This window comes from Kamptonema formosum PCC 6407, from assembly GCF_000332155.1.
GTDB lineage: Bacteria > Cyanobacteriota > Cyanobacteriia > Cyanobacteriales > Microcoleaceae > Kamptonema > Kamptonema formosum.
Map to the genome: position 1 here is coordinate 490,470 of NZ_KB235898.1, position 24,984 is coordinate 515,453.

27 protein-coding genes and 1 tRNA gene are annotated in these 24,984 nt (G+C 42.6%); 14 read left to right on the forward strand and 14 right to left on the reverse strand.

Going from position 1 to position 24,984, the window contains the following annotated elements:
• Position 1: 1 nt before the first annotated feature.
• The gene (locus OSCIL6407_RS0102145) at positions 2-1,363 is read right to left on the reverse strand and encodes a UDP-N-acetylmuramoyl-tripeptide--D-alanyl-D-alanine ligase (RefSeq protein ID WP_007358315.1); all 1,362 of its coding nucleotides are present in this window, start codon (positions 1,361-1,363) and stop codon (positions 2-4) included.
• Positions 1,364-1,959: 596 nt separating this feature from the next.
• Here OSCIL6407_RS0102145 and OSCIL6407_RS0102150 point away from each other — a divergent pair.
• The 4 genes from OSCIL6407_RS0102150 to OSCIL6407_RS0102165 all read left to right on the forward strand — a co-directional run bounded on the left by OSCIL6407_RS0102150 (position 1,960) and on the right by OSCIL6407_RS0102165 (position 6,278).
• Complete coding sequence (locus OSCIL6407_RS0102150) at positions 1,960-3,264, forward strand: hypothetical protein (RefSeq protein ID WP_007358316.1); 1,305 nt, start codon at positions 1,960-1,962, stop codon at positions 3,262-3,264.
• Positions 3,265-3,460: 196 nt separating this feature from the next.
• Positions 3,461-3,781, forward strand: a complete 321-nt coding sequence (locus OSCIL6407_RS0102155) for an RNA recognition motif domain-containing protein (protein ID WP_007358317.1) — start codon at positions 3,461-3,463, stop codon at positions 3,779-3,781.
• 514 nt (positions 3,782-4,295) lie between these two features.
• The gene (gene rpsU / locus OSCIL6407_RS0102160) at positions 4,296-4,475 is read left to right on the forward strand and encodes a 30S ribosomal protein S21 (protein WP_007358320.1); all 180 of its coding nucleotides are present in this window, start codon (positions 4,296-4,298) and stop codon (positions 4,473-4,475) included.
• A gap of 324 nt (positions 4,476-4,799) precedes the next feature.
• Positions 4,800-6,278 carry a GTP-binding protein gene (locus tag OSCIL6407_RS0102165; RefSeq protein ID WP_007358321.1) on the forward strand — a complete coding sequence of 493 codons (1,479 nt, stop codon included), beginning with the start codon at positions 4,800-4,802 and terminating at the stop codon, positions 6,276-6,278.
• 199 nt (positions 6,279-6,477) lie between these two features.
• Here OSCIL6407_RS0102165 and OSCIL6407_RS0102170 read toward each other — a convergent pair whose 3' ends face one another.
• From OSCIL6407_RS0102170 to OSCIL6407_RS0102185, 4 genes are all read right to left on the reverse strand, one after another.
• A complete protein-coding gene (locus OSCIL6407_RS0102170; protein WP_007355477.1) occupies positions 6,478-7,743 on the reverse strand; it encodes a glycosyltransferase family 4 protein in 1,266 nt (421 codons plus the stop codon).
• Between the two features lie 549 nt (positions 7,744-8,292).
• The gene (locus tag OSCIL6407_RS0102175) at positions 8,293-8,709 is read right to left on the reverse strand and encodes an ATP-binding protein (RefSeq protein WP_234708767.1); all 417 of its coding nucleotides are present in this window, start codon (positions 8,707-8,709) and stop codon (positions 8,293-8,295) included.
• Positions 8,710-8,735: 26 nt separating this feature from the next.
• Positions 8,736-9,737: a sugar transferase gene (locus OSCIL6407_RS0102180; RefSeq protein ID WP_007356303.1), complete on the reverse strand. Its 1,002-nt coding sequence runs from the start codon at positions 9,735-9,737 to the stop codon at positions 8,736-8,738.
• A 223-nt stretch (positions 9,738-9,960) separates the two neighbouring features.
• Complete coding sequence (locus tag OSCIL6407_RS0102185) at positions 9,961-10,629, reverse strand: DUF3318 domain-containing protein (RefSeq protein WP_007356302.1); 669 nt, start codon at positions 10,627-10,629, stop codon at positions 9,961-9,963.
• Positions 10,630-10,939: 310 nt separating this feature from the next.
• On the opposite strand from OSCIL6407_RS0102185, the gene OSCIL6407_RS0102190 reads away from it, so the two are divergent.
• From OSCIL6407_RS0102190 to OSCIL6407_RS0102225, 7 genes are all read left to right on the forward strand, one after another.
• The gene (locus OSCIL6407_RS0102190) at positions 10,940-11,893 is read left to right on the forward strand and encodes a polysaccharide deacetylase family protein (RefSeq protein WP_019486876.1); all 954 of its coding nucleotides are present in this window, start codon (positions 10,940-10,942) and stop codon (positions 11,891-11,893) included.
• Positions 11,894-11,900: 7 nt separating this feature from the next.
• Complete coding sequence (locus tag OSCIL6407_RS0102195) at positions 11,901-13,361, forward strand: DUF5009 domain-containing protein (protein WP_007356300.1); 1,461 nt, start codon at positions 11,901-11,903, stop codon at positions 13,359-13,361.
• A 110-nt stretch (positions 13,362-13,471) separates the two neighbouring features.
• Positions 13,472-14,427, forward strand: a protein-coding gene (locus tag OSCIL6407_RS33275; RefSeq protein WP_148288820.1) for an IS630 family transposase whose coding sequence is annotated in 2 segments (ribosomal slippage) — positions 13,472-13,814 and positions 13,814-14,427 — 957 coding nt in all. Because the reading frame shifts where the segments join, the coding sequence is not laid out codon by codon here.
• A 72-nt stretch (positions 14,428-14,499) separates the two neighbouring features.
• The gene (locus OSCIL6407_RS30195; RefSeq protein ID WP_007356296.1) at positions 14,500-14,943 is read left to right on the forward strand and encodes an addiction module protein; all 444 of its coding nucleotides are present in this window, start codon (positions 14,500-14,502) and stop codon (positions 14,941-14,943) included.
• Complete coding sequence (locus OSCIL6407_RS0102215) at positions 14,940-15,314, forward strand: clan AA aspartic protease (protein ID WP_007356295.1); 375 nt, start codon at positions 14,940-14,942, stop codon at positions 15,312-15,314. The genes OSCIL6407_RS30195 and OSCIL6407_RS0102215 overlap by 4 nt, the downstream gene beginning before the upstream one ends.
• 100 nt (positions 15,315-15,414) lie before the next feature.
• On the forward strand, positions 15,415-15,789 hold the full coding sequence (locus OSCIL6407_RS0102220) for a DUF433 domain-containing protein (RefSeq protein WP_007356294.1): 375 nt from the start codon (positions 15,415-15,417) through the stop codon (positions 15,787-15,789).
• The gene (locus tag OSCIL6407_RS0102225) at positions 15,786-16,181 is read left to right on the forward strand and encodes a hypothetical protein (protein ID WP_007356293.1); all 396 of its coding nucleotides are present in this window, start codon (positions 15,786-15,788) and stop codon (positions 16,179-16,181) included. The genes OSCIL6407_RS0102220 and OSCIL6407_RS0102225 overlap by 4 nt, the downstream gene beginning before the upstream one ends.
• Here OSCIL6407_RS0102225 and OSCIL6407_RS38255 read toward each other — a convergent pair.
• The 3 genes from OSCIL6407_RS38255 to OSCIL6407_RS37610 all read right to left on the reverse strand — a co-directional run bounded on the left by OSCIL6407_RS38255 (position 16,148) and on the right by OSCIL6407_RS37610 (position 17,450).
• The gene (locus OSCIL6407_RS38255) at positions 16,148-16,534 is read right to left on the reverse strand and encodes a radical SAM protein (protein ID WP_407635871.1); all 387 of its coding nucleotides are present in this window, start codon (positions 16,532-16,534) and stop codon (positions 16,148-16,150) included. The genes OSCIL6407_RS0102225 and OSCIL6407_RS38255 overlap by 34 nt on opposite strands.
• A gap of 219 nt (positions 16,535-16,753) precedes the next feature.
• A complete protein-coding gene (locus tag OSCIL6407_RS0102230) occupies positions 16,754-17,335 on the reverse strand; it encodes a Uma2 family endonuclease (protein ID WP_019486878.1) in 582 nt (193 codons plus the stop codon).
• Positions 17,316-17,450 (reverse strand): hypothetical protein, encoded by a 135-nt coding sequence (locus OSCIL6407_RS37610; protein ID WP_007356290.1) that lies wholly within the window; start codon positions 17,448-17,450, stop codon positions 17,316-17,318. Before OSCIL6407_RS37610 ends, OSCIL6407_RS0102230 begins: the two co-directional genes overlap by 20 nt.
• A 112-nt stretch (positions 17,451-17,562) precedes the next feature.
• On the opposite strand from OSCIL6407_RS37610, the gene OSCIL6407_RS0102235 reads away from it, so the two are divergent.
• Positions 17,563-18,501: a fused MFS/spermidine synthase gene (locus OSCIL6407_RS0102235; RefSeq protein ID WP_007356289.1), complete on the forward strand. Its 939-nt coding sequence runs from the start codon at positions 17,563-17,565 to the stop codon at positions 18,499-18,501.
• 110 nt (positions 18,502-18,611) lie between these two features.
• Here OSCIL6407_RS0102235 and ccmS read toward each other — a convergent pair whose 3' ends face one another.
• The 3 genes from ccmS to OSCIL6407_RS0102250 form a co-directional block, all read right to left on the reverse strand.
• Entirely contained in the window at positions 18,612-19,040 is a 429-nt protein-coding gene (gene ccmS / locus OSCIL6407_RS0102240; protein WP_007356288.1) for a beta-carboxysome assembly chaperone CcmS, read from the reverse strand.
• A gap of 215 nt (positions 19,041-19,255) precedes the next feature.
• Positions 19,256-21,055, reverse strand: coding sequence for an ABC transporter ATP-binding protein (locus OSCIL6407_RS0102245; protein ID WP_026103628.1), 1,800 nt, complete (start codon positions 21,053-21,055; stop codon positions 19,256-19,258).
• A gap of 339 nt (positions 21,056-21,394) precedes the next feature.
• Positions 21,395-22,858, reverse strand: a complete 1,464-nt coding sequence (locus OSCIL6407_RS0102250) for an RtcB family protein (RefSeq protein ID WP_007356286.1) — start codon at positions 22,856-22,858, stop codon at positions 21,395-21,397.
• 211 nt (positions 22,859-23,069) lie between these two features.
• Between OSCIL6407_RS0102250 and OSCIL6407_RS0102260 the strand changes: the two genes are divergently transcribed.
• The gene (locus tag OSCIL6407_RS0102260; protein ID WP_007356284.1) at positions 23,070-23,756 is read left to right on the forward strand and encodes a Uma2 family endonuclease; all 687 of its coding nucleotides are present in this window, start codon (positions 23,070-23,072) and stop codon (positions 23,754-23,756) included.
• A 175-nt stretch (positions 23,757-23,931) separates the two neighbouring features.
• On the opposite strand, the gene OSCIL6407_RS35170 is transcribed toward OSCIL6407_RS0102260, so the two are convergent.
• Both OSCIL6407_RS35170 and OSCIL6407_RS0102270 read right to left on the reverse strand, forming a co-directional pair.
• A complete protein-coding gene (locus OSCIL6407_RS35170) occupies positions 23,932-24,129 on the reverse strand; it encodes a hypothetical protein (RefSeq protein ID WP_193789130.1) in 198 nt (65 codons plus the stop codon).
• 77 nt (positions 24,130-24,206) lie between these two features.
• A complete protein-coding gene (locus OSCIL6407_RS0102270) occupies positions 24,207-24,419 on the reverse strand; it encodes a hypothetical protein (protein ID WP_007356691.1) in 213 nt (70 codons plus the stop codon).
• 40 nt (positions 24,420-24,459) lie between these two features.
• Between OSCIL6407_RS0102270 and OSCIL6407_RS33840 the strand changes: the two genes are divergently transcribed.
• On the forward strand, positions 24,460-24,660 hold the full coding sequence (locus OSCIL6407_RS33840; RefSeq protein ID WP_148288822.1) for a hypothetical protein: 201 nt from the start codon (positions 24,460-24,462) through the stop codon (positions 24,658-24,660).
• 127 nt (positions 24,661-24,787) lie between these two features.
• Here the strand turns inward: OSCIL6407_RS33840 and OSCIL6407_RS0102275 are convergent.
• Positions 24,788-24,868, reverse strand: a tRNA-Leu gene (locus tag OSCIL6407_RS0102275).
• Positions 24,869-24,984: the final 116 nt, after the last annotated feature.

The window sequence follows — 24,984 nt, forward strand, 5'->3', positions numbered from 1 at the left end:
TCTAATCAACAACTAAAAGCTGTACAACTCGATTTAATTCTACCGAATGAGAAGCTTTAAATAAAATGCGATCGCCAGCTTTTACAAACTCTTGCAAACGCTTCGCCATCATCTCCCGTGCATCAACTTGGGTGATATCTCCTAGTTCCACAAAAGGCAAACCAGCCGCACCAGTTGCAATTGCTGAAGCTTCTTCAAAATCTGCCAAGATAAATAAAGCATCCAGATTTAATTCCCGTGCCTTCTCGCCTACTTGTCTGTGAAACTCAAGCGATCGCTCTCCCAACTCCTTCATCGTACCTAACACTGCTATATGCCGCTTTCCGGGAGTATCTGCTAATAACTTCAAAGCCGCAATCATCGATTCTAAACCTGCATTGTAAGTCTCATCTAGAATGACAATATCATTAGCTAACTCGTAGCGTTTCGCCCTTCCTGACGGTAAGTCCACTGACAAACCGCCTTTTAAAGGTTCCCAACTTACACCTAGAACCTTTGCCACTGCTAAAGCTGCTAAATAATTTACCGCATTATGACGACCTGGCAAGGGTAAAGGTAAGTTAATACTATCAATAGATATTGTTCGATCGTCAATCAATTCAGGGCATAAATTGCCCTTTTCTAAGCCGTAAGCCAGAGTTTCTCCTTGCCAAACTTTGGCAGCAGTTGCCATTAATAGAGCGTTGTCACTGTTTAGAATCGCGATGCTATCATTGGGCATTTCAGCCAATAACTCGCATTTGGCTTGTGCGATCGCCTCTCTGGAACCCAGCCGCCCAATATGGGCTGTACCCACATTCGTAATTACTGCAATCGTTGGTCGCGCAATTTGAGTTAAAAATGCAATTTCTCCAGAGGCACGCATTCCCATTTCAATGACAGCATAGTGATGGGACTCTGACAGTTCTAATAGAGTTTTTGGTACTCCGATTTCATTGTTATAATTTAATTGAGTTTTGAGGACATTTCCCTTGGTTGTCAAAACCGCTGCAATTAATTCTTTTGTAGTAGTTTTGCCCACAGAACCAGTGACGGCAATTACTGGAATATTAAATTGGTCGCGCCACCAACGAGCGATCGCCTGATAAGCTTTTAAAGTATCCTCAACTCGTAATAGTGGCAGATCTAAACCCTCGCTTTCCCAACTGCGATCGACAACAGCCGCGATCGCACCCAATTCCAACGCCTTAGCCACAAATTTGTGGCCGTCAAAATTTTCTCCCCGCAAAGCTACGAACACTTCACCGCCTTTGAGATTCCGTGTATCTGTCGCGATCCCCGTTGCGATCGCACGATCTGACTGTACAGGCGGTGCAACAGCCAAAATTTCAGCTAATTGGGCGGGGGTTACGCAACAAACCATACTACCAACACTCACACTTCAAAATTATTTAGCTTAACTATTCTAAGACAATAGAAGCCACAAGTTATAAATTATTAGTTGAGAATGAAAAGATTTAGGCAACACTAATCATTTAGATCGTCCAAAGGAAGAATTTTCCCTAACTTATAAAAGTCCTAAGTCCTACTTTTGATAATCCGCCGATCGTCGTACCTCTGATTCCTCAGTGTAGGGATTGCACTGACTCATTTATTTATTCTCTATCCGTGTATGTACTTAGCATCTTCAAAAAACTCAATCGGGTAGTAGCTGCGATCGCGATTGAAAACCCTAATTTTAGGTCTCAAAAAGGCTGTAGCATCCCCTCTAAGGTCTTGACCCCCTCATCCCGTCACCTAAAGCGAAGATTTACGCAAGGTTTATCCAAACTTTACAAATTTTAGAGTAATTTTTAAGCCTACTACTTGAAAGTAGCAAGCACTTCGTGTAATCTTTAATTTAGGACTTAGTTGAAAGTTGAAAAAATAATAATTAACTTAACCTAAGATCGAGCGCCCAGCAATCCCAAAGCAGATAGCGCTAAAAAATTCTAGCTAAGCGAGGGAAGGTGACTTCAAGTGAACAATACTTTAAAAGAGGGTTACAACCGAGAAAGCCATCCAGAAGAGCAGCTACTCTACAACCACTGGCTAGACCAAGTGCAGCTAGAGCAACCACCGGAGCTCATAGAGCGCTTTCGTAGTTTATTTATTGAAGGTACGGGATATCCCGATCCCGAAATAGCGGCGGCTCTTGAAAAGCTGATCGCCTCTAAAAATTCTGGAGAGGAATTTAAATTTATCCTCAACCGTTGCTGTCATATCCTGATTAATCGCTGGCAGACATATCCTGCCAAGCATACAGCCATCCCCGAATTAATCGGTCTATTTGAATGTATCCCTTATAACCCAGCCGCAAAGTATTTACGCAACCGCACCAAAATAGGGCTACCTGAATTAGTCAAACAATTCACTCAAACTGAACAGTACGTCACCCTACAACGCTTGGCAAAAGTGATGAGCCAAAGCCGAGAAGCAAACAGCAGCAGCAACAGCAACACAGCCCAAACCAAGCCTTTAGGAACATTAATTCCTCGATATCCATACTTATATAAACACTGTCTGCTCAGTGAAGGAAGCCCCTACGAACACCAGAAAACCATCAAAAAAATTCAAACTGAAAATCAGCGTAAATTTGAAATCGATCTCTCCCAATATGTAGCTCACGCAGTGAGAAAATCCCAAATAGCTCGGAGAGAAACTTCAGTATCTTTCGGGAGAATTATACAACCGATAAAAAACCCCACTCTTTTGAACGATGGCGAACTCTTTTTTGCCCTCAAACAATTTATTGGCAAAGTCGAAGGAGCCGACAGCTATCGGAATTTTGCCCACCGCTTTCTCAGCAATACCAATTACAACCAATCTTATCGCAGTTTTAAAGATGACTTATACGAATACCTGATTACCACCACCAATGACTCAACCTATGGCAAGCAGCAATTTAACGAAAAACTCTATAAGCAACTAAGAAACACCTTTCCCCAATGCGACTCCCAAAAATTCACTGACTTCTTAATGATCAGAACTTGCAGCCAAATGTTGAACTTTCTAGTAGTGGAAAGTCCTCAGCGGCCCAATCACTTTGTATTTATAGACCTAATTTCTAACGTGGGTGCAACCCAAACAACCGGCCTCCTGCTCAAAATTGTGCTGATTTGCCGTCAAGTCAAACCCTATCTAGAAAAGCGGTTTGCAATTCTATTCAATCACTACGAATCCACAGCACGAGAAGGAGTTCTCTGGTTAGTCAAAGGTCTAGAAAATCTAAACTTAGCTCTGAGTACCAACTTTGGCTCAGTTGACCTCTCTTACCTCCGCTAGGAATAATGAGGGGTCAAGTAGGGGATAAAACCCACGAGCGATCGGCAATTTTATGTTAAAGTATCAGTTATGAATCAAATTCAGTTGTAGGCTTTGTTTACTGCTACAGAATTCTCAAAAAAAGCCCCCTTTTCTGTATCAACAGGCATTTCTCCAACACTGAATCTTTACATAATTTAATGTCGGGAGGAATTATATGTCGCTCTATGTAGGTAATCTTTCCTACCAAGTTACCCAAGAAGACATCATTACCGTCTTTGCCGAATACGGAACTGTCAAGCGCGTACACTTGCCTACAGACCGTGAAACTGGTCGTCCGCGAGGGTTTGGTTTTGTAGAAATGGCAACCGATGCAGAAGAAGAAGCAGCTATTACAGCTCTCGACGGAGCAGAATGGATGGGACGCGAGCTGAAAGTGAACAAAGCCAAACCCCGCGAAGAAGGAGGAGATAGAGGTGGCGGCAATCGCAGCGGTAACGGCGGCAAATCTTCTAGAGCAGGGGGAGGACGCTATTAATTTAGAAACATTAGGATTTAAAATTTAAAATTAAGGCAAAACGGCAAAACGTAAAATAATGCCCCAAATTTTTACTGCCACCTAAGCCCACTGTCCCCCACGAATATCGAGCTCGGCACTCTGCATAAGAGCTGCGGTCAAAATAGCTAGGGGATAAAGTTGGTAGTAAATCTTGAAAACATCCTTAGTATCGTGTAATCTAGAGTTGTGGGATGGATACACAAACTTAAGTTTGGGAAGCAAATTCCTAACCATTTTAAAAGATATAGGGAGATTCCGCGCAACCAAGGAGAGATCGACCCTAAACGCTTGTTGTTGCTGTTGTAATACTAAGATAGCAGCTCATCTTTTTAAGGCCAAAGAATCGCGACCAAGAACCCCAGTAATCTAGTAATAGGGATATTTAGAGCCAAATCTCTAAAAAATTCCATACCCTGTAGGGGTAGAAGTGTCAAAATTCGATAGCCTAGTAATTGCATAATCTTTAATTGGGAATTACAAGGAAGTAGGAAGAATGACTCAAGTGCTACTCGGCGAGAATGAAAGAATTGAATCAGCCTTGCGCCGATTCAAGCGTCAAGTCTCTAGTGCAGGGATTTTGGCGGATGTCAAAAAGCGCCGACACTTTGAAACTCCGCTGGAAAAGCGCAAGCGCAAAGCAATTGCGCGACGACGCGACAGACGTTTCCGCTAAGGGGATTATTCCCTGACTTACATTGCGGGAGCCGTCATGTTCCGATCGTATTAACTGCAAAGTGTGGCATCCGCCCATTTAATTTCCGCAGTTATAAATTAGTAAAGGCGGTCTTTGCGGTTAAGGCAAAGTCCGCTTTTAAATTGTTAATTGTTAACTGTTAACTGTTAATTGTTAACTGTTAATTGTTAATTGTTAAGAACCTATTTATAGCAACCGCCAAAGTGGTTAGGACATTCTAAATTACTGAAAGCTAAATTTATTCCCTTCTTTCCCTTCTTTCCCTAGTCCCTAGCCCCTAGCCCCTAGCCCCTAGATATATTAATGGAAATCGATAAAGAACTGGATAACACCATTTTAAACTTTGCAGATATTCAGTCCGAACTGAACTTGCGGCACGCAAGAGAAGCTCTGCGAGACATAGTAGAAAATATGGACTTGACACCCCAAGAACGTAGCGGACTCGAACCCGCAATTGGGGGGCTACAAAAAATGCTTGACAAGTTAGAACGAACTTGCGTGCAAATAGCAGTATTTGGCATGGTAGGGCGTGGTAAATCTTCAGTTTTGAATGCTCTATTGGGCCAAAATATCTTTGAAACTGGCCCGACTCACGGTGTTACCCGCAGCATGACGATTGGTGAGTGGGATATAGGTCAAGAGGAGATGGGGAGTAGGAGAGATGGGGAGTACGGTAAATTAGAAACTCAGGGACAATTTCCAGTGCTTTCTAACGCTCCCATTATCTATCGCTTATCCCAGGTTGAATTAATCGATACTCCGGGGATTGATGAAGTAGATGGCGAGACTCGCGAAGCTTTGGCGCGTCAGGTCGCGAAACAGGCTGATTTAATTCTATTTGTGGTTGCGGGCGATATCACTAAAGTAGAATACGAGGCGCTTTCTCAGTTGCGCGAAGCTGGCAAACCGATGCTTTTAGTATTCAATAAAATCGATCAATATCCTGATGCCGATCGCATTGCCATCTATCACAAAATACGGGACGAACGGGTGCGGGAGTTACTGTCGCCCGATGAAATCGTGATGGCGGCGGCTTCGCCTTTGATTCCTAATGCTGTGCGGCGTGCTGATGGCAGTATGAATGTCAAAATGACTCGCGGAACCCCGCAAATAGATGATTTAAAACTTAAAATTCTGGAGATTTTAGACCGCGAAGGTAAATCTTTAGTGGCGCTAAATACGATGCTCTATGCGGGTGATGTGAACGAGCAGTTAGTGAAGCGAAAAATGGAGATTCGCGAAGATAGTGCTAATAAAATTATTTGGAATGGGGTGATGACTAAGGCGGTAGCAATCGCGCTTAATCCGATTACTGTTCTCGACATTCTCAGCGGTGCTGTAATTGATGTAGCAATGGTATTAACACTGTCTAAGCTTTACGGAATTGGGATGACAGAAGCGGGAGCAGTAGAATTGTTGCAAAAAATGGCGATTAGTATGGGCGGAATTACTGCGAGCGAATTGGTGGCTAATTTTGGTTTGAGTTCTCTCAAAGGTTTGTTAGGAATGGCTGCACCTGCAACGGGTGGATTATCTTTAGCGCCTTATTTATCTGTAGCCGTCACTCAAGCTGGGGTTGCTGGCGTTTCTTCCTATGGCATTGGACAGGTAACTAAAGCTTATTTGGCTAATGGTGCATCTTGGGGAGATGATGGGCCCAAAGCTGTTGTTAGTAGAATTTTGGCTTCTTTGGATGAGGGTTCTATCCTGAATAGGATTAAGGATGAATTGCGGGCTAAGTTGAATTTGGGAGATGTGGGAAGAGTGAGAAAAGAGCGATAAGTATAGCAACCGCTTTCGTCGGTTAGGGGCTAGGGAAAGAGCGGGGGAGCGGGGGAGCGGGGGAGCAGAGGAGATGGGGGAGATGGGGAAGGTAGCCATGAGCTATGAGCCATTAGCTATTAGCCAGGAGCAATTGGCAATTAGCCATTAGCAATTAGCTATTAGCTATTAGCGGTTGCTATATTTTGCCTTCTCATCCCTATTTGGGCAAGGGCTCGAAGATTGGGGTACTACGGGCTACAACGGCCGAGAATAGAGCCTCATACTGATTCAAAGCTTCCTCAAACCCATAGTGCTCGACGGCATACTTTCTACCTTGCTGACCCAAAGCTTCCACCTGAGCGGGATGAAGATATAACTCTTGAATCGCCTCTGCTAAGGCCTGGGGGTCTTCAGGAGGCACTACAACACCACCACCACTCTCCAAGACTGCTTTATTTGCCGTACCTGTTTCTGGCACCGAGGCCACAATTGCCCGGCCAGAAGCCAGAATTACTTGGATTTTCGAGGGCATATTAAAATTAGTAACGCGCAGCTTTTGCACTACCAAACTAACATCAGCAGCCGCTAACATCTGGGGTAATTTTTCTCGCGGCTCAAAGGGTAAGAGCAAAACATTAGGAGCTTTATAAGTATCGCAGTCCTTCTGTAATTCCCCTAATGCTGTCGGTTCTCCCACAATTACAAAAGCAATTTCAGGGATATGTTTTAAACGAGCTGCGGCCTTAACGACTGTTTGCAAACCTTGAGTCAGAGCAATATTGCCGCAGTAAAGCACAACAAATTTGCCTGTGAGTTGGTGAGATTCCCGGAAGGGGTTATTTTCTTTGGGTAAAGGCCCGATGAAATTGACATCAACCCAATTAGGGATACAAACAATTTTATTAGGAGCTACTCCCTGAGAAAGTAATTTTTCAACAAATCCATCAGCGATTACGCTAATCTGAGTAGCTGTGCGATAAGCAAATTTTTCCAAAGTGTCGGCGATCCGAATCAGCAAGCTATCTTTTTTCACCAGACCAACACGCACGGCTGCTTCGGAAACGATATCCTGAACATTGAGAATGATGGGACAGGCGCGAAACCCTCCGTAAATGGCAACTGGGACGCAAATCGGCAAAGGGGGTACAGTTGAGAAAATGACATCAGGTCGCCAACCGTTGAAAGCTTGGAAGAAACTGGAAGCCACAAAGCTACCGTCGAGTAAGAGTCTATCTAGCAAGGTGGGATGGGGGCCGTTGATCCGCACGTAGCTACGCTGAATTTTGACACCGTTTCTCTCTTCGGTCAGGTAGCACTTGCCTTGATATTGTTCATAAATCCGGCGCTGCGGATAGTTGGGCATACCTGTGACTACCCGAACTTGATGGCCTCGCTTGACTAAACCCTCTGCTAGTTCTGTCATCAAGGGAGCAATGCCTATGGGTTCTGGGTAGTAGTTATAGGAATAGATCAAAATACGCATAATTTTAAGTTTGAAGCAAATGTTTCCTGCCTAATCAACGGAGACAGATGCACCCAGTTAATTATTGTGGACTTACCCTGCTTCCTGTTTTCTCTAGAGGCTGTTGAATCTATATAGCATTTCTGCGGTAGATGAGGTACACCTGCTGGCGGTTAGGGGCTAGGGGCTAGGGGCTAGGGGCTAGGGGCTAGGGGAAGAAGAGGAAGAAGAGGAAGAAGGGGAAGAAGGGGAAAAGAGGGACTACGATGCTCCCATGCTCAGGAAAGAAGAGGAAAAAGGGAATAGAATTAAAGGTTTGAGGAAACTAAAATGTCCTAACCACCTTGCCGATTGCTATAATTGCTAATTACTAATTTCTGATTGCTAGGGCGTACCTCGCTTGCTTGAGAAATGCTATAAATCTAAGATACTGAGTAAAATTCACCCTTTATTATCTTTAATCCGACTAAACCCGAATTTATTTTTAGCGCCGCGCTCTGGGCGGTAAAGAAACGGTCTAGAGGGTCGCTTTACTTAAGAAGTATTAACTCTTGCTTAAGTTAATAATAGTCAAGTTATGCTTTTTCGCATAACTAGGCAATTGCGATCGTCAGGAGTACGAATATAATCAAGTTCGTCGGTAAGCTTGTCTATGAACATCAGGCCTCTTCCTCCCTCCGCTTCTAAGGGGTCGGAGTTCTGTTTTAAGATGGATTGTAACTTTTCTTTTAGGTTAAATGGTTGACCGCGATCCCAAATTAGAATTTCTAAAGAATTGGTATATATTTTGATCTCTAATTCAATGGGAGTCTCAGGAGGCAAGTCGTGGTGAGCATGGCGGACAGCATTTGTAAAGCCTTCGTTTAAAATTAATTGGCACTGCCACCATAGTTGATGGGGGAGGAGGGGAAGTGCAATTTCTTCTAACCATTCTAAAACAACTGTTAAATCTTTCAGGTTGCTCTGAACCTGAAGATGAGATTTCACCCTTAGTTGCTCATCTTTCATTAATTCTATACAGCACCGCTATTTTTATTAAACAGGACTGCTATAGTTTTGAAAATTAATTTCAGATCGTACATCAGGCTCCAGTTTTGTTGATATTTTAAATCCAGGCGAATGACATCTTCAAAGTCACGCACGGAAGAGCGACCGTTAACTTGCCACTCCCCGGTCATGCCGGGTTTGACATCTAAACGTTGCCACTGGGGAACCTCGTAACGCTCAACTTCATCGGGGGTTGGGGGGCGGGTACCGACGAGGCTCATCTCGCCTTTGAGTACGTTCCAAAATTGAGGCAGTTCGTCGAGGCTTGTCTTCCGCATGATCCTGCCTACTCGCGTGATCCGGGGGTCATTATCGTTTTTAAAGATGGCTCCAGAGGCTTGGTTTTTGATTTGGGATTTGAGGGATTCAGCGTTGACGCACATGGAACGGAATTTCCAGATCCGAAAATGCTTTCCCATCCACCCGCAACGGGTTTGACCGAAAAAGATGGGGCCGGGATTGTCAATGGTAATGGCTATGGCTATTGGTAGGAATAAAATTCCTGTAATTCCTAAACCTACTAAAGCTCCTACGATGTCTATGAGGCGCTTTACCCAAGAGCGTACTGAGGGATGAGTAATCGGTAGCTGATTGTCTTTTGAATGGTGGGTTTCTGTTGAGTTTGCATTGGGGGCGGGTTGCTCGATGGTCAATACTTGGTCTAGGCTGGTGAGGGCAAATACTGCCATTACTTGGGGGTTGACTCTCCGCAGCACTAGGTTGCTGCCCTTTTGCCTAGCTACTTTCATGTTGCTAACGAGGGCACCGATACCGCTGCTATCTATGAATGTGGTCTGGTTAAAATCAAGGATGATTTCACTAGGGATGGTAGTCCCAGAGAAAAATTGCTGGCAGGTGGTCTTAAAGGCTACGGCCTCAAGTACACTCAAACGAACGGGCAAATGAACGGAGGGAATCTCGCCCTTGTAAGTTACCCGAAACTCTGCCTCTGGGGTTTGGCTGACCATGAAGTCTTGATTCCAAATTTCAAGCTAGTATCTTATCGCCTATTCTGTCTTAAATTTTTATAAGTCGATCAATTTATCGCTTACAAAATGCGATCGCGCTTCAGGCAAGAGGGGAGTTGGCTTTGGCGGAGGGGGGGGAACGCGACTTCTGATTTCTCAGGTCGGAGTTTTCAGAGTAATTTTGAAACCTGATGGCTGAAAGTGATGCCGTTCCCCAAGATATTTATAAGTTGTAGACGTTTTCTGATTGTTCGGTTTGGCGATCGCTACTTTTGACTTTAGCTTTGGCTTTGGCTGCACTGCGTTTGAGGGCTTGCAGCCGTGCTTCGTATCTGGCTCGCTGCCGCTTTTTGGAGGTTTGCTCCACTAGGGTTTTGAGGGCACTTCCCAGGCTTTTGTAAGCGTTGGGGAGGGTGTAGCCAAAGCGAGTGGCCAGAGCGATCGCTTTTTCGTCTGCTTCTGCTGCCTCTTTGAGGTTTTTCTCTCCATTATTTTTTTGATAGAGCCTCCAACCTGACACGCCGCAGAGGGCTAATGCCAGCAGCAGTAGTAAGCCGTCTTGTACCCACAGTTCGCCGACTGCTCCGCCTAAGCCGATGGCGAGGGCTGCCATTTCCCAGCCATCTTTGGCGATCGTATCGTTTTGAACTCTGGCTACTTCATGCCAGAATAGCAAATTTCTCTGATCCATTGCTAGTTGTTCCCAACGGATCAGGTCAATTTGAATTTCTACTTGGTCTTTGCCTATTTCTTCGCTGCGGATCAGGGGTGGATTGACCTCTACGGTCTTTTCTACTGTGACCCAGCTTTGCAGTTCTGGCGGCAGTATGCCTTTCAATCGCCGGATCTCACTCATCTCGGCTCTAGCAGTGGAGGTTGCATAGGATGTCATAGCTCCGGCCCTTGGGAAAATTCAAACGGAAAACAAGCCTCTATATTTTGAAGTATATCGCGGCAAGTGCGTTTAAGAACACTCTACAGATTACGATATTCTAAAATATTGTTTGCCTATCGGGGGGTGAGTTCTCTCCTAGTTGGGGGTGGAGGGAAGTTCTTGAGGCTTAGTGCCTCGTTTGAGGAGACCAACTTGTAGGTAAAAGGGGCGATACCATCTCAATCGTTATCTTCTAGAAACGATGCACAGTAATTTAGAGGCTTGCCAAGTCATGAAATTTGCAAAAAAAATTAGGTTTTGACTGTCAATGAGAAATTTTTTGGTTTATAAATTTCCTCGTTATTTTAAGCCTATCTTTCCTCTTAAAACTATCAGCAAAAAGCGCCTGTTTAGCCTGTTGTTTGCCTTCCTTATTAGTTTGCTAATTACCAAAGTCCTCGAAGCAACGTTTGTAGTAAAAATCCCCGTCTTTGGTTTCCATGATATTGTTGATATTCAGAATAAGCCAGGAGCTTTCCCATTGCCAACCGAATTAAAAAGCGACTACTACCAGCAAGACTTAGAAGCTTTTTTAGATAATTTAGTGCGAGACAACTATTGGTTTCTATCTACTCAAGAACTCTATGATTATTACCTAAGTAAACCCAGTCAAGTGTTACCCCCTGAACACTGTCATCAAAAAAAGGTAATGATTACTTTCGATGATGGCTATAAAAGCGTCTATACAAATCTCCTCCCCATCTTAGAAAGACTTGAAAATAAATATGGACAAAAAATCAAAGTAGTTTTATTTGTCAATCCCGGATTTATCGGCCGACGCGGTAAAACTTTAGACAAAGCCAACTGTAAAGAGTTACGGGAAGGCTTTGAAAAAGGTTTTTATGACCTCCAATCTCACGGACTTAACCATGAAAATTTAACCAGGATTTCTGCGAAAGCTGTAGAGCGAGAATTAGAGCAGGCTCAAATTAAATTAAGGAAATGCACTCAAGATTTAGATCCAAATCGAACAGTTGGTTCTCACCTTGCCTACCCCTATGGCGCTGTCAATAAACAAGTTGATAAGTATGTATCAAAATATTACTTATCGGGATATTTGTACAATAGCCTAAGTTTAAAGCTCGGTTTTTGGGGAACAAATCCGTATCGCATACCCAGATTGACTGCCAACAAGAAACACTCAGTAGAAAGACTGACAACAATGGCAGCAGGAGGTTGGCTGCGAAGCTTAATTAGAAGTAAATTTAAAGCGATCGACTAGAGATTTTATGAATACTAAAGACATGGTAAATCCTCAAGATATGTCTACTCCTGCTGTTAATAAACGCGCTGATGCACTAGATGCACTCAGGGGAATTGCGGTTTTAGCAATGGTTTTATCAGGCACAATTGCTCGCAAAACATTACCTGCTTGGATGTACCACGCCCAAGAGCCACCGCCTAGTCATCTCTTCAATCCTAAACTAGCTGGATTAACATGGGTAGATCTAGTTTTTCCATTCTTTTTATTCGCAATGGGGGCCGCTATACCGCTGGCTTTATCTCGCCGCATTGCCAAAGGATGGGATACAAAAAAAGTGATTTTATCTATCCTCCAAAGAGGATTTTTATTAGGCTCGTTTGCAATATTTCTTCAACATATTCGACCAACTGTCATCAATCCTAATGAGGCAAGTTCGCAAAAATGGTGGCTAGCTTTACAGGGATTTTTAATCCTGTTTTTAATGTTTGTCCGTTTACCAAAATCTTGGTTTTCCTGGCTGCGAACAGGAATAACACTTAGTGCTTGGACTTTAGGGTTTATATTCGTATCTAATATCACTTATCCAAACGGAAATGGCTTTTCTCTGGAACGCAGCGATATTATCTTGGTTGTGTTGACAAATATGGCTGTTTTTGGTTCTCTAATTTGGTTATTTACTCGCTCAAATGTGTGGTTACGAGTGGGATTGTTAGCTTTTTTGTTGGCGATGCGATTGTCTTCTGGTTCTGAAGGTTGGATTAAATTGATTTGGTCATCATCGCCTGTACCTTGGATTTTTCAATTTGATTATTTAAAGTATTTATTTATTGTAATTCCGGGTACTATTGTGGGCGATTTACTTTGCAGATGGATAGAATATTCGTCGCCGGAAGATGAAGGTCAAGCTAGATGGAATAGCTGGCGCTACTTTATTATAATGATTTTAATGTTTGTTCTCAATTTAATTCTATTAATAGGATTGCAAGCTAGATGGCTATGGCAAACTACATTATTAACGTTTGTGCTTTGTTTATTAGGATGGATTTTAGTAAAAAATCCGGGTAATACTACGGAAAACTTACTACGTAAACTTTATGGTTGGGGATTTTACTGGTTGGCTTTAGGATTATTACTGGAGCCTTATCAAGCAGGGATTAAGAAAGATTCAGCAACCTTGAGTTACTTTTTTGTGACAACGGGGTTGGCAATTTTTATGTTGATTGCTTTGACTATTTTAGTAGATTTCTTTAAAAAGAAAGCTTGGTTACAACTATTTATCGATAATGGTGTTAATCCGATGATTGGATATGCGGGTTTTGCTAATCTTATCTGGCCAGTTCTGGTTTTAAGTAAATGGGAACCTGTGATTGTAGAGATGAGTTCTACAGACCCAATTAAGGGGTTTTTGAGGGGATTTGCTTATACTTTGATTTTGGCTTTGATTGTGATGGTTTTTAGCAGATTAAAGCTATTTTTAAGGACGTGATGTAAGTCTTAATTGGAAGAGGTATTAGAAGACTGAATTTTACTTATAGCGTTTCTCAGAGTCGTGAGGTACACTTAGTAAAGTAAAACTAATTAGAGGAAAAATTGTCAATGCAACCCTATTCAATAGATTTTAGGCAAAAAATAATAGAAGTCAGAGAACAAGAAAACATCTCAATAAGAAAACTAGCAGAACGTTTTAAAGTAGCCAAGAGCTTTGTTCAAAAACTACTAAAAAGAGCTGAACAAACCGGAGATATTAGTCCTCTTACTCAAGGGGGAAGTCCACCCACAAAATTAAATAGTGAACAATTAGTGACTTTAGTAAAAATCATTGAAGAGCATAATGATGCAACTTTACAAGAATTAACTGAACTGCTTGAGGAAAAAACTGGAATAAAGGTAAGTAGAGCGACCATGGGAAGAATCAGCAATCGACTCAATTATAGTTTCAAAAAAAAACGCTCTATGCGGCTGAGAAAACCAGCGAGCGAGTGCAAAAAGCCAGAGTTGAATTTTGGGATAAAATCAGGGATGTAATGGCTGAAGACCTGATTTTTCTGGATGAATCAGGAGTTAATCTAGCAATGGTACGACTATATGGAAGAGCATTAAAAGGTCAAAGAGCGAGGGGAGAAAAACCACAAAAAAGGGGGAGAAATATTTCTTTGCTATCGGCTTTATCTTTCAAAGAAGTAGTGGCTTCAAGTAATATTTATGGTGCAGTAGATGGAGTAACATTTGAAGCCTTTATCCTGACAAAGTTGGTACCTAAACTTTGGAAAGGTGCTTGTGTAGTTATGGATAATGCTAAAATTCATTTAGGAGAAATGGTGAAAAATTTTATCGAAGATGCTGGAGCAACCTTAATTTATTTATCTCCTTATTCTCCTGAATTTTCCCCAATTGAAAATTTTTGGTCAAAAGTGAAATCGATATTAAGAAAACTCAAAACTAGAAATTATTTAGACTTAATTGATGCAATTACAGATGCCATGTTACAAGTTACTCAAAAAGATATTCGTAATTGGTTTACTCATTGTTGTTATTGTACCTCACAACTCTGAGAAACGCTATAGTCTTACCCTGAATCTTCCTTAATATGATACAATTAATGAATCGTAAACTCCTTAAATACTATGACAATTGAAAATCTGGAAGCTGAATTGATGGCATTGCCAAGAGATGCTCAAGCAATATTGCTCTCGCGGCTCCTAAAACACTTGGGACAAAGTAGTGAAATCGATCCAGAAGTTGCATCTAGCTGGAGTGAGGAAGTTGAAAGACGCGATCGCGAAATGGATAGCGGCGAAGTTACTGGCATTCCGGTCGAACAAGTGTTTGATAAACGGGGTAAAGAACTTTATGAAAATGTTATCCGCGCTCAAGTAGAAACACCGGAGAATATTGGCAAGATTATTTCAATTAATGTGGAGACGGGTGAATATGAAATTGGTGAAGACTTGGTAGTAACGAGTGGCAAATTACAGGCTAAACAGGCTAATGCAATAATTTGGGCGGAACGGATTGGTTTTGATGCGGTTTACGCTGTTGGTGGTACATTGGTCAGAACGGCAGAATGATACAAGGAAATGTAGTTGGGCGACAAGCTAGAATTAGTTTAACTTTGCGTCTGCCAGAAAATTCAAATATAGAAATTGAGTGTGTTGTTGATACAGGTTTTGAAGGTTTCTTGACTTTGCCATCGACTGCGATTGCTAAACTTGCGTTGCCTTATCTTGGACAAATTAATGCAAAGTTAGCTGATAATTCTAATGTGGCAACTAATGTTTATTTGGCAACTATTTTGTGGAATGGTGTAGAAAAAGATGTTGCAGTGCTAGGAATGGGTCGTCGTCCGCTCATCGGGACTGCGCTACTTGAAGATTATCATCTCAGTATAGACTTCTGTGATGGTGGTACGGTTCTTGTGGATGATATTTTGCGATCGTGAGTCAGGAGGATTTTGATTATAATTGCGAGTGCGATCGCGCTTCTGTGAATTGCGATTAATTAGCTAGTAATATAGAAATAACTTCTAGGAGGCTATAGGTATGACAACCATCTCTAACGAACAAACAGCTATCATCCGCACAGAAAGAGGACTGACAATCGCGGGTACGCGCATCACTATCTACGACATCATGGACTATGTGACGGCTCAATATCCGCCGAAGTTTATTAGGGGATTATTTGATCTGACAGAGGCACAAATTAACGCGGCTTTAGCTTATATTGAGGCCAATCGTGCTGATGTTGAAGCTGAGTATCAACAGGTGCTTAGAGAAGCGGAGGAACTGCGGCTGTATTATGAAGAAAAAAATCGCGATTTGATTGCGAGAATTGCGGCGCAACCACCCAAACCTGGTCAAGAAGCTATTCGAGCAAAACTTCAAGCAGCAAAAGCCAAATTTAAGTCTCAGCCATGAATTTTTTAGTCGATCATAATTTGAGAGGACACGCCGTACTTCTCTCAGGTAGTATTTTAAGTAGTGGCTGGCTAGATTGGGTTCTCATTCGATTTATCACCTTTGACGAAGTGAGCCTACCAATCAATAGTGACGATCGGGTTGTTTGGCGGTTAGCTCAATCAAACCAGATGATTCTATTGACCGCCAATCGGAGTATGAAGGGTGATAACTCTCTGGAACAAGTGATGCGCGAGGAAATAACTTCTACATCACTCCCCGTGATTACTATTAGCGATGCCGATCGCTTGTTGAATGACTTTGAATATCGGGAGCGTTGTGCGATTCGTCTGGTTGAAATTGTGATTGATATTAATACTTATATGGGTGTAAGTCGGCTTTTTATCCCATGAAGTAGGGTTAAGGTTGTTAAAGAGTGCGATTGCGCTTCTTCACCGTCAAGACCATTGCTAATATTTGGACATACAAAATATTCCAAATTATTACTTTTACACCAGTTATATATCCAATCAATAGAACTATGTGTCAGAGTAGTGATCGGTGTTTTACAAAGAAGATTAAAGCCACACTCGCGAAGAATCTCTATGTTTTCGAGTACCTGTTTAAAAGATCGCCGTCCAGTTACTTTTTCGTAACTATCTTCATCGTGACCGTAAATGCTAACCTCAATCATATAAGGTGGATAACGCTTAAATATTTCGATATGCTGGGCTGTTAACTTTTCTAAGTTAGTGAAAACAGACACAATAATACCTGCCAAGCGGAGTTTTTCATAAATGGTTGTAAAATGCTGATAGTGGGTTATCGAAAGCTGAATTGTGGCAAGTCATCCAATCTTTAACCAGACGCAGCTTAGTTGAAAAAGTGCAAGTAGAAGCGCGATCGATGTTTCTCATTAATCCTGTATTCAAAGCATACATTCAGTCTAAAATATAGATCGTAATTTGAGCGCGATCGTCAATTTCTACCTCAACAATTGCATAAAAGCATTCACCGCATCATATTGATCCGCCATCCGCGAATAAAACTCGATTAATCTTAAATCCAGCTCCGGCAACAATTCACTCTTACTCACCAATTCATACCCAGTTGAACGCAAACAATAAACCGAAATCACACCATCCTCCCAAAACCAAACCTCCTGCACTCCCACTCGACGATAAATTTCCAGCGTATCAATTCCACCACTTGTCACTGTCACCTCAATCGCCAAATCTGGAACTGACTTTCGCGTACCCAAACAATAAGACTCGTCTGGTTCTTTCCGCGCCCCCAATTCCTTCATCCCAATCGTCGTACTACCACGCCCATAAAAACGAATGTTTTTCATCCGCATATAAATCTCTACAAGCTGACCTAAAGTTTTTTTAGGTTCTTCATGTTCCTCAGATAAAGGAGCCATAATTTGTAAACACCCATCCAAATAAGTTAAACGTGCGCCTGTTTCAGCCAAATCTACATCCAACTTTTCCAGAGTCTCCCACGTCACATTTGACAGCAAAGCTCTACCTTTATTCAATTCAGCCTTAGAAATTGCGATAACCATCTGACTCACCTTTCGCGATCGCTTTTCCATAAAATAGCACGTCTAAATCAATTGTGTAATTTTGTAGGGGCAATACTCTGCGTGAAGCGTAGCTATCGCTGTCAGGAGTAGGCACGGAGATACTACCCTACAACTTTGTAAGAACTATCTAGACGTGCTATGCCGTATTAAGTATAGAATTGGTAGCATAGAAGAAACTGCAATCCCATTAAAGGTTAGCTAAGATTATGATATCCGATCGCAAAATAAATTGGCAATCTGCCAATTTAAAAGCAATTCAGCAGCGACTCGCTTGGCTACAAACACAAGCAGATGGAATCCTTTATTGCGAACCTTCAGGAGTTCACTTTGTGATAGTTAGAAAAGATAAATCTCAGGTGAGATTAGCTTTAGTAGAAAAGATTAATTTAAACACGGATTTAGTGCAATCGGTGTTTAACTTAAATAATCCCCTAGATTTAGTCTCCGCTTACACTCAAGCAATGCTGTTAAGTTTAGTCTGGAAACCTGAACCGCAGAAAATTTATATTGCTGGCTTTGGCGGTGGGAGGATTCCCCTAGTTTTACATCATTATTTCCCTGATGCTGCGATTGAATGTGCTGATATTGAGCCAACTGCGCCTGCGGTTGCGGAAAAGTTTTTCGGAGTACAATTTAATGATAAACTTCAATTGGTAATTCAAGATGGAAGAGAGTATCTTGAGCAAAAAAATCAAGATATTCAGTATGATATAATTATGACTGATGTATTTTTGGGCAGCGGTTATATGCCGCAGGGATTAGGAACAAAGGAATTTTATCAACTTTGCGAACAACACTTGTCAAGAGATGGAGTTATTGCAGTTAATCTGCTGCAAAGGGATGAGTTCTATGCTGAAAAAGTAAAGACTATCCAAAGTGTATTTGCACAAATATATATATGTCTTTGGAATCAAGTTAATAGTATTATTATTGCTACTAATAGCAGTGCGATTGATAAAAATGAAATTATGGCAAGAGTCAACTATCTACAAGATTATCATCAGTTTTCCTTTTCTTTAGTAGATAGAGCTGTTGAGATCGAAGCAGGTAAAGAATTGTCGGAAATTGTCCCTAATTTAGACAAAGCTCAAGTTTTAAGGGATGAGTCGCCGCCTGCGGGTTATTTTAACTCCTGGTTATACTAATTCTGAAAAGTATTGCTACAATCCTGATGTTGGGTTTCACTTCGTTACACCCAACCTACTATTATCACTAATTGCTAACAGTTAACCGTTAACAGTTAACCGTTAACAAGCTATATACACTCCTTCATTCGCTTTTCTAGGCGCTCTAGCAATGTATCTACGTCCGTTGCAACTTGCTCAAAACAACTAGCGAGTGGGAGTTCCGGTTCAAATTGGATCATTTTAACTTGACCTTCACCAATGCTAATAATCACCACTTCTTTTTCAGGATCGTGAGCATCTAAAACTCCCAAAATCTCCTGAATATGATCCTTCACATTCCGGTTCAGCGTTTCTATCGCTTCTCTGCTACAATAGACGAAATGCGGTGTTGGTTCAATATCAATTCCCAGAGTTTGATCGCTTTCTTTACCACGTTCTAACAATAGCCCCCAAGCTAAAGCAGCTATTTCTTGCTGATTAGCTTTAATGAATTTATCTAATTTCCGTCGCCAGTTGTTTTCGTCTCGATCCTGCTGAGGGACACCAAATAATAACATTTTATCCTCTTGTTTATTGTCAATTAGGAAATAATAAGTAGGCGGATATAATTAAACTTAACTATCTCCTTGCAAACATCAGTATATCATTATGACTACAACTCTGTCATGGTGAGCTAAGCGAAGCAATCTCAAGAATTTGGGATTATTTCACTGCTTTGACAACGACTTTAATATATTTTCGCCATGACTAAAGAATACATATATTCGCCTACTTACTCCCCTACAATATTTGATTTTAAACCAGATTGGACGCGCCAAAGTGCGGCATAAACTGCATTTTGTTCCAGCAGTTGTTCGTGCCTTCCCCATTCTACCAGCCTTCCTTGTTCCATTACATAGATACAGTCAGCATTGCGGACGGTAGAAAGACGATGTGCGATCGCGATCGTTGTCCGATTTTTCGTAATCCGTTCCAGGGATCGCTGAATTGCTGCCTCAGTTTCATTATCTACGGCCGATGTCGCTTCATCAAGGATCAAAATAGGCGGATTCTTCAAAACTGCCCGCGCGATCGCAATCCGCTGCCTCTGTCCCCCCGACAATTTTTGACCTCGCTCCCCTACAATTGTCTCATAACCTTGCGGCAATTCCTTAATAAATTCCTCCGCTTCCGCAATTTTAGCCGCTAACGCGATTTGTTTAGGCGTTGCGTCAAAAGTGCCATAGGCGATATTTTCTGCTACCGTACCGTGAAATAGAAATACATCCTGACTCACTAACCCAATCGCCCGTCGTAAATCCTTCAAATTCAGTTTATTTAATTCTATTCCATCCAGCGTAATCTTACCTGATTGTATCTCGTAAAACCTTAATAATAATTTCACGAGTGTACTTTTTCCCGAACCAGTCGAACCCACAATCGCAATAGTTTTACCTGCGGGAATCTTAAGAGAAAAATACCTAATTACTGGCTGTCTTTGATGATAAGCAAAGGTGACATTTTCAAATTCTAACTCTCCTCTGACAGAACTAATTGGCAAGCGGAGATCTCCCGTAGGGATCGTAGTCGGAGTATCCAGTAAATTCATCACTCGATTTGTAGAGGCCATCGCCCGTTGATACTGATCGAGAGTGTCCCCCAACCGCGTCAAAGGCCAAAGCAAGCGCTGTGTTAAAAATACCAATACGCTATAAGTACCGACGGACATTCTACCCGCGACTGTTTCCATGCCACCAACTAGCAAAGTCGCTGTAAAACCCAACAAAATAATTACTCGAATTATGGGAATAAAAGCAGCAGAAAGCACAATTGCGCGACGGTTACTTTGCCGATAAGCTTCGCTTTCTTTCTCAATCCGCTTAATTTCATACTCTTCGGCGGTAAAACTTTTAATGGTTGTAATCCCGCTTAAATTATTTGCTAATTGGCCGTTAAGTAAACCTACTTTTTCCCGCACATCGGCATAACGGGGAGCAAGATATCCCTGAAAAGCAATCGAACCCCAGATAATAAATGGCATCGGTAACATAGCGAACCAAGCTACATTGGGAGAGGCCAGAAAGAAAGCACCACCGATAATGATTACGGTGGTCACAAGTTGGAGTAAGTCATTTGCGCCACTATCTAAAAAGCGCTCCAATTGATTGATATCATCGTTAAGTATGGACATCAATCCGCCCAAACTTCGCTCTTCAAAATAAGCTAATTCTAATTCTTGGAGGTGAGTATAGGCATTGATGCGTAAGTCATGTTCAATGTTCTGAGCCAAATTTCGCCATAACCAATCATAGGCATATTCAAAAACAGATTCTAATCCCCAAACAATGAAACTGAGGAGAGTAAGTATTAACAGTTGGGAAAAGACATCCTGTACGCCCCATTGAGCTATGAATGAATTTTCTTTTTTTACTACTACGTCAACTGCTGCACCGATTAAAGCCGGGGGTGCTAAGTCGAAGATTTTATTTAAAATTGAGCAAATACTTGCCAGCCAAATTTGCACGCGATAACGTCGTCCATATTTCAGCAGGCGATTGAGAGGAGGTTTAGATTTAGGTAGATTGGGTGACAATTTAGGATTGAGGTAAGTGGGTAAATTTCAGATTTTGTACTACTTTTTATCACCCGCCAGGGAATTTATTCCCTGGTTAATAGCGAAAGTCGGTTAAAACTTAGATTTTATACTATTGTCAGTAAAGGACTCAATCGCTGTGTGGGGGCGGGTTTTTTAGCCTTTGCAGTACCGTTAAAGCTGTTGGCGAACCCGCCCCTACAGGTTTTTGCGAATGGTACAAGAGCTGAATTTTAACCTACTTTCGCTATTAAGCGGGGACTTTCTTCCCCGATCGCCTAACGGGTAGATTAAGAGTCAACAACTACTTTGATTTTGACGTACCTAGAGCGTCTTTAATTACGCTTTAAATGTCAACACTGGTTGCATTATAGCCACGATGTCAACCATTTTAGCTTCAACTTGAGCGTCGATCGCTGGTTGAATTGGTTTGTAAGCGGCTGGGGCTTCTTCAATTCTACGCTCCTGGCGTAAAGTAATGCAATCCACCCCAGTTAAACCCAATTTTTCTTCTGTTTTGTCGGCCCCTTGGCGGGTGAGATCGAAGCGCGATCGCGCTCTACCTGCACCGTGAGATGCTGAATTGAGAAATTGGGGGTTTCCCAGGCCAACCAGCAGGTAAGACGGCGCACCCATCGAACCGGGGACGATCGCAGGCTGTCCAGAATGTGCGGGACAAGCGCCTTTGCGCGTTACCCAACCGGCACCTTCAACTAAGGTGATATTGTGCGGCAAATCGTAGACTAAAGGGGCCTCGATATCGCCATAAACTTGTCGCAGGCGCAAACGTAGCAATTCTGCTAACAGCAGGCGGTTGAGAAAACCATAGTTAGCGGCGGTTGCTTGTGCTTGTAGGTAGTCTGCAACGAGGTTGGGGGTGTCGTGGGCTGAAAGGGGGAAAAGCCGAGATTCGGGGGTTTTGAGGTGCTTTGGCCACGCTTCCTGTGCGCGATCGCGCCACATTCCGCCGATGTATTTGCCGACATTGCGCGATCCTGAGTGAATCATAAAGGCGAGTTGACCCGATCGCACTCCCCAATTGTAAGCATAAGCCTTGTCTACAACTTCCTCAACTACCTGAATTTCCACAAAATGATTACCACCGCCAATGGTTGCAAGTCCGCCGTCGCGCACGATTCCACTGCTGGGTACGAGTTCGGCGGGGGCCCATTTTACATCCCCATTCATGGAACCGCCTAAGTAGACGCGATCGCACTCCTTGGCTAACTGCGTCCAGTCGGAATCGATCGCACTGCCAGTTGCCTTGTCCAGCATACCATCCAGCCATCCGGGAATGCCGTATTGGAACATAGAACGAGCGGTTTTGGCTGTCATCGCCACATCGCGAGTACCAAAAAAATAGTCGCCTTTCATCAATTCCACGAAGCGATCGCGCTGGGCGAGGAAGCGATCGATCGTCAAGTCAGCAACGTGCAACCGCATCCCGCAGTTGATGTCTGAACCGACAGCAGCAGGAACGATAATTCCTTGTGTTTCCACAACAGAACCGATCGCAACTCCTGCATCACCTGGATGAAAATCTGGAGTCGCGATCGCGCAGCAAACACAACCACCTTTGGGATGGCTAACTTGAGCTAAATTCGCCAATTGTTTAAACGCTTTTGCTTCCACTGGGAAACCCTCTGGGAGCAAAATTTCTGCTGTTTTAGCAGCGCGATCGTCCCCGTCAAATTTTAGGGAACTATTGAGACAAATTGAGTAAACTTTGTTGTTGTAACTGACATCCAAACCCTCACGAGCTAAAGCCCGCAGGAGCCGATTGAGATTTTTTGGCTGCTGCATAAGTAGTTTCTGGCAAGTTGCAGAGCAACCTCCATGAAGCGATGATTTTTGAAGAGTTAAAAGACTTAGGTTCAGCAGCCGCAGTCTTTTGTAAAAAAGTTGAAGGCAACTTTTTACATTACCTATATCCTGCCCTATAATTTTAGAGATGTCAACTGCATGACAAAAAAGTTAAAATAACATTAACACTTCGCTGTAAACTTAAACTATTATGACTACTTTAATTTCCCAAGTCCGCCAAGGCGCGATCGCTAACAAGTTACCCAAATGGATACCCGCCACTTGGGAGGATTACTTGGTATATCGCGACGATCCTACCCTTGAGAGAGTCAGACTGTTTTTTAATGGTAACTACCTTTTTGTTGATGATATGAGTGGCGAAGGAATTAATCATGCTAGCATCAATAACCTATTCACGATGCTATTTTTTATCTGGTTTAGTCGCCAAGTAGTACAAACAGCTAGCTCTCTGGGAGGCTGTTTAATCGAAAAGCCAAACACGCAAGCCGCCTCACCAGATTTAGTTTTATACATTGGTGAAGGTGTGCCCCAATGGCAAGAAGGAGAACCGCGATTAATTAATTTGAATCAATGGCGAGTTCCCGATTTAGTAGGGGAAGTTGGAGATACTACTCTAGCCACAGATTTAGATGAAAAAAAGAAACTTTATGCGGATTTAGGTATCCCTGAATATTGGGCAATTGATGTTAAGGGAAAACGAGTCTTCGCCTTCCGTTTACAGTCAAGTGGAATTTACGAACAAATACAAGAATCTGTAGCTTTATCGGGCTTACCAATTGCTTTGCTAGAAGAAACTTTAGAGCGTTTAAATCAAGGGACTAATATTAGTGCGGCTAATTGGTTTGCACAAGCGATCGCGACCATGAGTGCTGAGTAAGTAGAAGGAAGAAGGAAGAATATTTATAAAGTCAGCTTTTTAGCCATCCTTATCTTATGTTTATTAGGTGGATTTACTTAACTGACATCAATCTGTGTGTCAGAGTGAAAATGCGATTTTTACCTCAAATCGGATATTTCTTACAAAACTTTATATATAGCCACCCCCAAGTTAGTTAAGACATTATGAGTTCCACCAAACTCCCTAATTCTATTTCCATCTTCCCCTCTCCCCATCTTCCCCATCTTCCACATCTTCCCCATCTTCCCCCATCTCCCCCTATCTCCCCCATCTTCCCCATCTTCCCCATCTTCCCCATCTTCCCCATCTTCCCCATCTTCCCCATCTCCCCTATCTCCCCCCTCTTCCCCATCTCCCCCATCCTCCCCTATCTCCCCCCCTCTCCCCCTCTCTTCCCCTAGCCCCTAGCCCCTAGCCCCTAGCCCCTTCTTAATCCACCACTCTCAACACCCCTCGGCGCAAACCATCAAAAACTCGGTCAATTTGTTCATGTTCCTCCATAGTCAAAGCCTCTTTAGACATCATCGCCGCCATAAACCTTCGCTGATCGGCACGAGTAATCTTGCGATTGATAAAGATGCGCTTTACCATTTCCTCAACACTGGCGCTGTTTAAATTCTCTTGAGATTGCATCCCTGTCATAACTCTCCACGGATTGACAAATCCCCATCACTTCAAAATTATGGGTATTTCCAGCAGCTTTTCTAATTCAAATCTTAATTTCTTAGATGCAATCCCGACTAGCTGCTCACTTTATCAACATATCAGAATTCTCAACCGCGCGATCGCCTTACCCTCCCAAAAAAAACGAGACTGGGAAACGCGATCGCCCCAGCCTCGTCCGGCAGGTCTTAGTTTTCAACTGTTCGTCCTTAGCAATTAGGAAATTACTAATTACTTAAGTTGTATAACAACCCCCAAGGAGTTTAAGACACTCTGAATTCCTAAACCCCTTGATTCTATTCCCTTCTTCCCCTAGCCCCTAGCCCCTAGCCCCTAGCCCCTAAATATGCGGATGGCGAGACTCGAACTCGCAAGGACAAGCCACACGCCCCTCAAACGTGCGCGTATACCAATTCCGCCACATCCGCTCTTTGAGTTTTGAGTTTTAAGTTTGGAGATTGCTTCGTACCTCGCAACACTGCGCGGTTTTGAGTTGAAGATTTTTCTTCAGACCCACCACTTGCAACCTCTACTTTTTCACTCT